Raw genomic sequence first — 7,372 nt, 5'->3', positions numbered from 1 at the left:
CGAAGTCGCGTATATGGTCGACGATCTATTCGAGAACAGCAGCGATTTCCGTTCGGGGTGGAAAAGTAAAGATCTTGAGCTCTTCAGTGCCCGTCCCCGCCGCTTCAACCATCCAACTTGCGGAAACCTGTATCTCCACCAGCATCGGTTGTCCCCTCCCGAACACCCTGACATACTAATTGTTGTCTACACTCCGGGCGATCGCGAGAGCGCGGCTCGGCTACAAACGGCCACCATCTGATCTAGTCGCATGCGCCCGTTACATGCATTTGCATGTAACGGGCGCATGTTCTTATCCGTCCCTGACGTCATAGATCTCGGACGCACGAAGATACTAGATGGATTCGGGCTTGCTTGCGGACGTGAGAACTATATGGTCATCGTTCCATGTCCTGCGCAAGCTCTCCATTGTTAGCAACGACGTCCGCTGGCTCGCGTCGGGACCAGAAGCCCGCGACCAGAGACCCGGAGACGTTATGCCACACCGAGAATATTGCCGCAGGCAGAGCCGCAGCTGGGGAGAAGTGAGCCGTTGCTAGTGCGGCTGCTAGACCGGAGTTCTGCATTCCCACCTCGATGCTGACCGCTCGACAGCCAGATACCGGTTGCCTACACAGCTTCGCAATGATGTAGCCAAACGTGAGCCCGGCCAGATTATGCAAAACCACAGCCACGACCAGCAACAATCCAACAGCAAGCAAGGTGTCTGCCGACCCTCCTACCACTGTAACGACAACGGCAGTGACCCCCAGTACCGATACGAACGGCAAGATTGGAAGAATCGCATTCACCATCCTCGGAAGCAATATTCGAAGCAGGATACCCGCAATAATTGGCACAAGAACTATCTGAAGTATCGAAACAAAGAGATCGCCACCCGACACTGGTAGAAATGTCCCTCCCAGCCATAGAACCAGGAGAGGAGTCAGAAACGGTGCAAGCAACGTAGACACGGTAGTCATTGCGACAGAAAGCGCTGTATCGCCCCTGGCAAGGTAGACCATCACATTTGAGGCAGTTCCACCTGGAGCCGCTCCGACGAGCACCATTCCTACTGCAAGCTCGGGCGGAAGGGACAACAGGACCGCCAGCAGGTAGCCGATAAGCGGCATGATGGTGTATTGCGCGACAACACCAAACATCAGGGCGAGCGGGCGGCGTCCAATGTTTTTGAAATCAGCGAGTGTGAGTGTCATGCCCATGCCGAGCATAATCACGGCCAACATCCACGGAACAGCCGGCCCCCAAGACGAGAAGGTGTCGGGCGTCAATAGCGCGATAGCAGCAGCTATCAGAACAATCAGTGGAAACCACGCTCCTGTGAAACGACTCAACTTCTCCATTGAAACTGACCTTCCTGGTTGGTTTACAGTCTTCCCAGTCTTGGTCAGGGACCCAAGACTGGGAAGAGCCTGGTAGTTCTGGTGCTCGCACTACCACCTTGTGGAGGTCCCGGCAGTTTGCTCTGCAAGGTCTATGGCGTCTGACTGTGGTGAAGCCCCTGGTGGGAATGCCACCACTCTATGAGACTCACCCGGAACGACGCCTTGCGATGGCAAGAACCATGTGGCAAGAAGGCTCACCGAATGCTCTGCACGTTGTCGTCTTTGGTGTGATGGGATCGCAGCCGGAGGATCTCCTCATGCTGTGCTGCCAGTCTTGATAGCGCAGTGGATTTGAAGTACTCCAGTTCATGGACTTTGTTTGTCATCGCGGCGAGTTTCAATTGCAACCGGTCATTTTCTGGGCGTACCTTTTGCCGGGTATCTGCACCGGTGTTCGTGGCGGGGGTGGCATCTTGGAGGTGTAAACGTTGTTCCTCGAAGATGGCCTTTAGGTGTGGATAGGTCCGATACATGGTTGCTCGCGGAACTCCGGCTAAGTCGCAGAGGCTGGTGATGTCGCGGTTCATTCCGATCGGGATCTCATCGGCAAGCAGTGTCTGGATAGCTGCCCGTATTCGGTTCTCTACTTGGGAACGGTCAGCCTTCATGAGTTGCTCCTGCGTTGTCGATTTCCGTGAGTATCCGATTGGCCCGGTCAAGCGTTACCTGAGCGCGGCCAAGTTCGGGTTTCGATAAGCGCGGATTTCCGAGAAAAACTGTCTTCACGGATTCAGCGTGGCTGGCCCATGCTTCGCGGTGAATGCCGTGGTGTGTTGCCTGGGGGCAGCGTCCTGAATCGCAGAGACCTATGAGTGGCTCCGTAGCGTCGGGAGTTTGGGCGAGTTGAAGGCATAACGCTTTTTTCGGATCCGTGAACCAACAATAATTGGCAGCTCCTACGAACAAGCTCTCGGCCTTTGCTTTGAGGAGCCGTTCAACACGGCGGTCATCTATGACGGTTGCCTGTCCGGGTTGGTGGCTGGTCAGGATTTCGTCGACGGAGGCGAAAACTCTAGTGAGCTCTCTGGCACCGTGGCCGGAGGGGAGCTTCCCCTGTTTATAGTCCTCGTATGCGGCAACGGTGAGTCGTAAGTGTTCGGATTCTTCCGCTGCGGAGATCTCGGCGCGGAACGCTGCTTGGTGGCCGCCGGGTCGGGCTGCATAGCCTTCCGTCGTTGCCACGCTCAGGTGTTTGAGGTGATACTTCGCTGCCATCAGACCGTGAGGTCGCTGGGCAATTGCTAGCGCCAGTGTCCGGCGTAGGGCCCGGGGGTTGACTGGTCCCTCTGGTACTTCTGCCAAGCCGAGTCGTTGCCCGCTGGGGCCGTTCATCCAGTTTCGGAGGCGGACATATCGCAGATGAGCAGTGTTCGACTGCTTCGTGAAGAGCAATTCTCCCTGTTTAGCGTCTTGAAGTGATTCAACGGTGCCAAGTGCCCGGTAGACGTCTTCGATGACGACCCACAAATCGTCGATACCCCCAAACTGTTGTCCTTTGATCCGCCGGGATGAAATGCGGTGACGGTAGATACCGTTACCCAGGTCCTCGCGGGTGAGGCTGCCGCCGCGGATCTCATGCAGCTCAGATGATCGCATCCCCGAGAGCGCGGAGATCACGAAGAAGGCCGCGGATTCGACGGCCGTCTTCATCGCTGCGAGTGCTGATCGATCGGCTGGAATGGCCCACGGTATTTGTTCTTGGTTGTCCAGCCGAGGAACGAGAGCGCCGTCGCGGCACCATGACTCCTCAATTCCGCATTCGTTCACCCAGGCCACCAACAAAGGACGTAATTCTTCGAGGTCACGCCGGTGCCCCATCGCGCCAACAGTAGTGGTCACGACGGAGTGCCATGCCAAGTACAGGAGTGGATCTTTCTCATCCCAACCCTGGGATATACGCTTGGCTCTACCGGCCGCAGATAAACGTGGGGCGGCGACGCCGGCTTGTTGGAGTCGTTCGATCGCTGTTCTCAGCCGGGGTCTCTCCGATTGTTTCAGTCCCCGAATTGACCGTTTTTGGAGTTCATCGAATTCTCGTGCCCGGGAAGCTTCTGCGGCCAGCAGGGGTCCGATCGTCTCAATCAGGTAGAAGGTATTGGCCAATAGCGGTCGCAAAATCGTATCCGGTACCGGCGGAACTTGGTTCTCGGTAGTTCGGACATATTCAGCGATGCTATCGGCGCTCTTGCCGCCCCAAGGGCTAAAGCCAGGGGCATAGTTTTCAGAGAGTATCTCGGTGTACTGCTGGAGTACTTGGGTCGAGTGGATATGCGCGGCGATCGTTGACGGGCTGATCGGCTCTTCTGGCTTTGCGTCTTTCCAGGCCACTTCGTTGAGGTAAGAGATGCAGTGCCGTTGATCGACTTCGCCCAGGTGTGCCACGCCGGTTTGTGAAAGGTGGTTGAACCAGCGTGTCAGCCGTCTGAGTTCGTTCCATATGGTGGAGGGATTGAGCGGAGTCCGAAATGCCGAAGCCGAACCGGCAACAACGGGGTGTCGTGGGGCGAGGCGGGAGAACAAATATTCCTTGGCAACAAGCCGCCATTGTGGATTGATAATTCTCGTGAAATCGAGTTTCTTGCGAAAAGTTCCCATCGTCGCGGGTGCGTCCTTGAGCCCTGATATGTCCCAGACATCGTGGTTGAAGTTCGGTCGATGAGCGTCGACTGAGGCCTCTAGCGTGGCTGCGTCGAAGATATCCTGTCCTTCAAACGGATGGGTTTGGTTGTTTTGGGATGCCGGTGCGGTACGAGACTCAATAGTCATCCTTGTTCCTCTAAAGTCAATGGCAGAGTTTGGTGGTTGCCAGCTGCTGCAGTGATTTCGCGGGTACTGAATCGTGGCAGGATTTCCTCATCTAGCCGGGTGGCGTAAGGCCCGAATACTCCCATGAACTGTGGCAGGGGCAGTTGAGCGGCTTGGGTGGAGAAATATTCTTTGAGGCCGAGCAGATTCGGCAAATGACGGGCTGTGAAAACCGCCAGCGGACAGAGAAGACATACCCACGGGCGAGCGGGACAAAGTTTCCCCACGGGCGCGTACGGGCTTTTCATTGGTGAGGCGCAGGCCGCGACAAAAACATCCTGCTCAGCATCCAAAAGCTTCTGCACGGCTGGCAGGTCCAGCTCGGCCTCCCGTACGAGGTTCGGGAATTGCTGGGAGAATTTGGCGGCGTCCTGTTCGTTAGTGACCAGCGGCGGTGCTGCCTTTCGGCGGATGTCTGTCTGCGCGTCCTCGATGATGCCTTCGATGGCGTCCTTCTGAGCCGGTGTGTGTGAACTCAGATAGTGGTCGGCTTCCACCTTGGCACTGTGATTCGGATCAATGGTTGTCCGTCCGGTCCACGCCGACCTGTCCTTCAGATGATGAAAAGTCGCCCGGACTCTGCCGCCGTGTATTTGCAGTAGTGTGCCGGCATCGTCAATGAGGCCGGCCCGCTGTGCCCAGCTCCGTCTGCGGTACTGCGTCCGGGGAGTCGTGAAATAGATCCGACCACCTTCCTGTGTCGGTTGCTTGGCGCCTAACCATAGTTGCGATGCTTGGTCGCCGGCGTGACCACGTAAGAGCTCCGAATGCTCAAACCACTGGTCCAGAATACGGACGGCAGCTCGCGGGAGCACGAGCGATTCCTTACCGGTCCGCCCTTTCACATAGCTCAGCAGGATCGACGACGGACCGGTACGAGTGACGTCGTCGGTGCGCAGGGCGTCAATACCATCGGGGACGATTCCGGTGCGGATGGCGAACAGCAGATTGTAAGCAAATGCCACATCCGGCTCAGGGAAAAGGGATCGACTCAACGATACGACCCGTTGGCGATTGTCCACGGTGGCCTTAGGGAACAGCGCCATCAACGACCTGATGGCCAATGGGCCAGAGGCCCGAATGACCCATGCCAGACGATCCTCGCTGAGAGAATCGTCGGGCAGGTCTTTTCCCCGTTCGCTGGCCTCAAGCGCCTGTCGGTGGTCGTGGCTGGAGCCTTTGATCATTGTGTTGCAGGCTTGGGCGAGGCGCTCCCATTCGGTAGCACTGTAGGGTCTATTCGGCTTGCCAGGCTTGATCTGGTTGATGCGCCGGCCGGTCAGGTGGTGCACGATGCCCGGTTGTAGTTGTCCACCTGCGGTATGGAAGGCAGACAGGACCGCACGGATTCGGCGTTCTCTGTGGAAATCGCAGGTGAGCCAGTATCGGACGACAGCGGCCGCACTCATATCAGCGAAGCCACCCCTGAACCCGTCTGCGTGCAATTCCCGGGCGAGGCGACGCATCGTCGTTGCATACTGCGAGGCGACAGACTTCGTTCGGATCGGTCCGTGAGGGTAGGTCGCAGCAACTAGGCCGGCGGCGATGTCAGCGGCAAGAACAGGATCAGGCAAATCCCCAAGATCCCGCTCGTAGATAACTGCCGAAGGCAGCTCGAAAACAACCCTCAATGGCGGACGAAGATGGGCGCCCATCAGAGAACGTCCCCTCCGTCGCAGTTGGCGGTGTCGGCGGTTGTCGTGCTCGGGCGAGCTGAGTCGGACGCCTCTTGGAAGATGCGCTGAGTATCCAGCAGGTGCAAATATGCCTGAGTTGTCTCCACGCTGGAGTGACCTAAAAGATCCCGCAAGACCAATAGTGGATCGGCCTTGGTGAGGTAGAGGGACATGGCATCGTCGCCACCGGTATCGGTCAGGAGTCGGGCGGCCTGCTGATAATATCCCCGGACGAGGCGTTCGAGGGTGAGCATCGCAAAAGTATGCCTGAGCATATGCGGGTGTACGTGCGGGAAACGTGGCTCATGGAATTCCCGGATCCTCGCCGAAGTCCGTCGCAAGACGGTCGCCCAATCCGTAAACGGAGAACCATCCCGTTGCACCCCTATCAGGGCGCTGCCACCGCCGGTACAGATCAGCCGACGCCGCTCCTGGACCGTCAAATGCCGCCAGCGTCGATAGACACCATTAAGTTTTGCCCCATCATACGTTGGCTCCTCGATCCTGAGAGCGTTTTCCGGTTCCATGAGGAACCTTGCACCGCGGCGGCCCGTTCCATGTCCATATACGTGTGCACGGCTGACAGCGCGTCGAAGCCCACCCACGAACTGCGTCCCTTGCGTCCCTTGGTCGTCGGTGGTGCCAAAGGCAACGTGACAGGGATACTGCTGCTGCGTCCCGGCAACGGCGGAACCTCGTAAATGGTCAAATATGCGAATTCCTGGGCACGAAGGCCGCTGGATAGGGCAAACCCGATGAGTGATTCGTTTCGGCCGGTTTCATTTCCACGGAACCGCGGGTCAGCGGAACCATCAGGCGAATTTCCCGCCAACGCATTCATCAACAGATCCACAAACGGTTGCTCTAAATACTTCCGTCCGGTGTGGGTGTTGGCGGTTCTCAGCGTTGCCAGATTGCGTTGGATTTCAATTTTGGAGCCATCCGGACGCCAAAGGGTTTGCGAGGTGTAGGAAAACGGTTCGGCGTCGATGTATTTCTCGGCCGCCGCCCACCGGTAGAACCCCGCGATGATCTTCACCGCCATGTTCCAGCTCGATGAGCTCAGCCGGTCACCCAACTCGCCGGATAGCCGGTGTTGTGCGTAGAGGGAAATTTCGTCCCTGAGATCTTTCCGCGAGGCAAGAAGACTGACGTTGTGCGAGGTAAGGAACTCGGCCCAACTTTTGACCGCAAGTGCGTAAGCCTCCCATGTACGGGGGCTATGCGCGCCGTTGATGGGCAGCTCGCGAAGCCACCGGTTGATCACTGTCACGGGCCGGGGACCGTGCTCGTCTTCCAACTGCAGATCGTCATCGATGAACACCGGCATACCCTCTCGAATCGGTGGGCTCGATGAAACGTCCCAATCAGCCCGACCGCGGGAGGAAAAGTAGAATAGGATCACGTCTGCCACTCTACGAGGGACCACTGACATTTCCGGAAGGCTTCAATTCGATGGCTACAGAAACACCTCCAATGAGACAAGGCCAAAGCGCCTACATAACG

At 57.4% G+C, this 7,372-nt stretch carries 6 protein-coding genes and 1 pseudogene; 1 reads left to right on the top strand and 6 read right to left on the bottom strand.

Going from position 1 to position 7,372, the window contains the following annotated elements; genetic code table 11:
• Nucleotides 1-241, top strand: a pseudogene (locus INT40_RS20095) (XRE family transcriptional regulator); the annotation flags it as partial.
• A 136-nt stretch (nt 242-377) separates the two neighbouring features.
• Here the strand turns inward: INT40_RS20095 and INT40_RS20090 are convergent.
• From INT40_RS20090 to INT40_RS20070, 6 genes are all read right to left on the bottom strand, one after another.
• Entirely contained in the window at nt 378-1,343 is a 966-nt protein-coding gene (locus INT40_RS20090) for a bile acid:sodium symporter family protein (protein ID WP_193096854.1), read from the bottom strand.
• 236 nt (nt 1,344-1,579) lie between these two features.
• Entirely contained in the window at nt 1,580-1,993 is a 414-nt protein-coding gene (locus tag INT40_RS20085) for a hypothetical protein (RefSeq protein WP_193096853.1), read from the bottom strand.
• On the bottom strand, nt 1,983-4,151 hold the full coding sequence (locus INT40_RS20080) for an integrase (protein WP_193096852.1): 2,169 nt from the start codon (nt 4,149-4,151) through the stop codon (nt 1,983-1,985). Before INT40_RS20080 ends, INT40_RS20085 begins: the two co-directional genes overlap by 11 nt.
• Complete coding sequence (locus INT40_RS20075; protein WP_193096851.1) at nt 4,148-5,845, bottom strand: hypothetical protein; 1,698 nt, start codon at nt 5,843-5,845, stop codon at nt 4,148-4,150. The genes INT40_RS20080 and INT40_RS20075 overlap by 4 nt, the downstream gene beginning before the upstream one ends.
• Nucleotides 5,845-6,120, bottom strand: coding sequence for a hypothetical protein (locus tag INT40_RS20830; protein ID WP_226831717.1), 276 nt, complete (start codon nt 6,118-6,120; stop codon nt 5,845-5,847). The genes INT40_RS20075 and INT40_RS20830 overlap by 1 nt, the downstream gene beginning before the upstream one ends.
• Nucleotides 6,121-6,305: 185 nt before the next feature.
• Nucleotides 6,306-7,190 (bottom strand): site-specific integrase, encoded by an 885-nt coding sequence (locus INT40_RS20070; protein WP_319022041.1) that lies wholly within the window; start codon nt 7,188-7,190, stop codon nt 6,306-6,308.
• Nucleotides 7,191-7,372: the final 182 nt, after the last annotated feature.

Source organism: Brevibacterium sp. FME17 (assembly GCF_014897515.1).
GTDB lineage: Bacteria > Actinomycetota > Actinomycetes > Actinomycetales > Brevibacteriaceae > Brevibacterium.
Note: the sequence above shows the minus strand (reverse complement) of the source record. Positions and strands in the feature narration are given on the sequence as shown.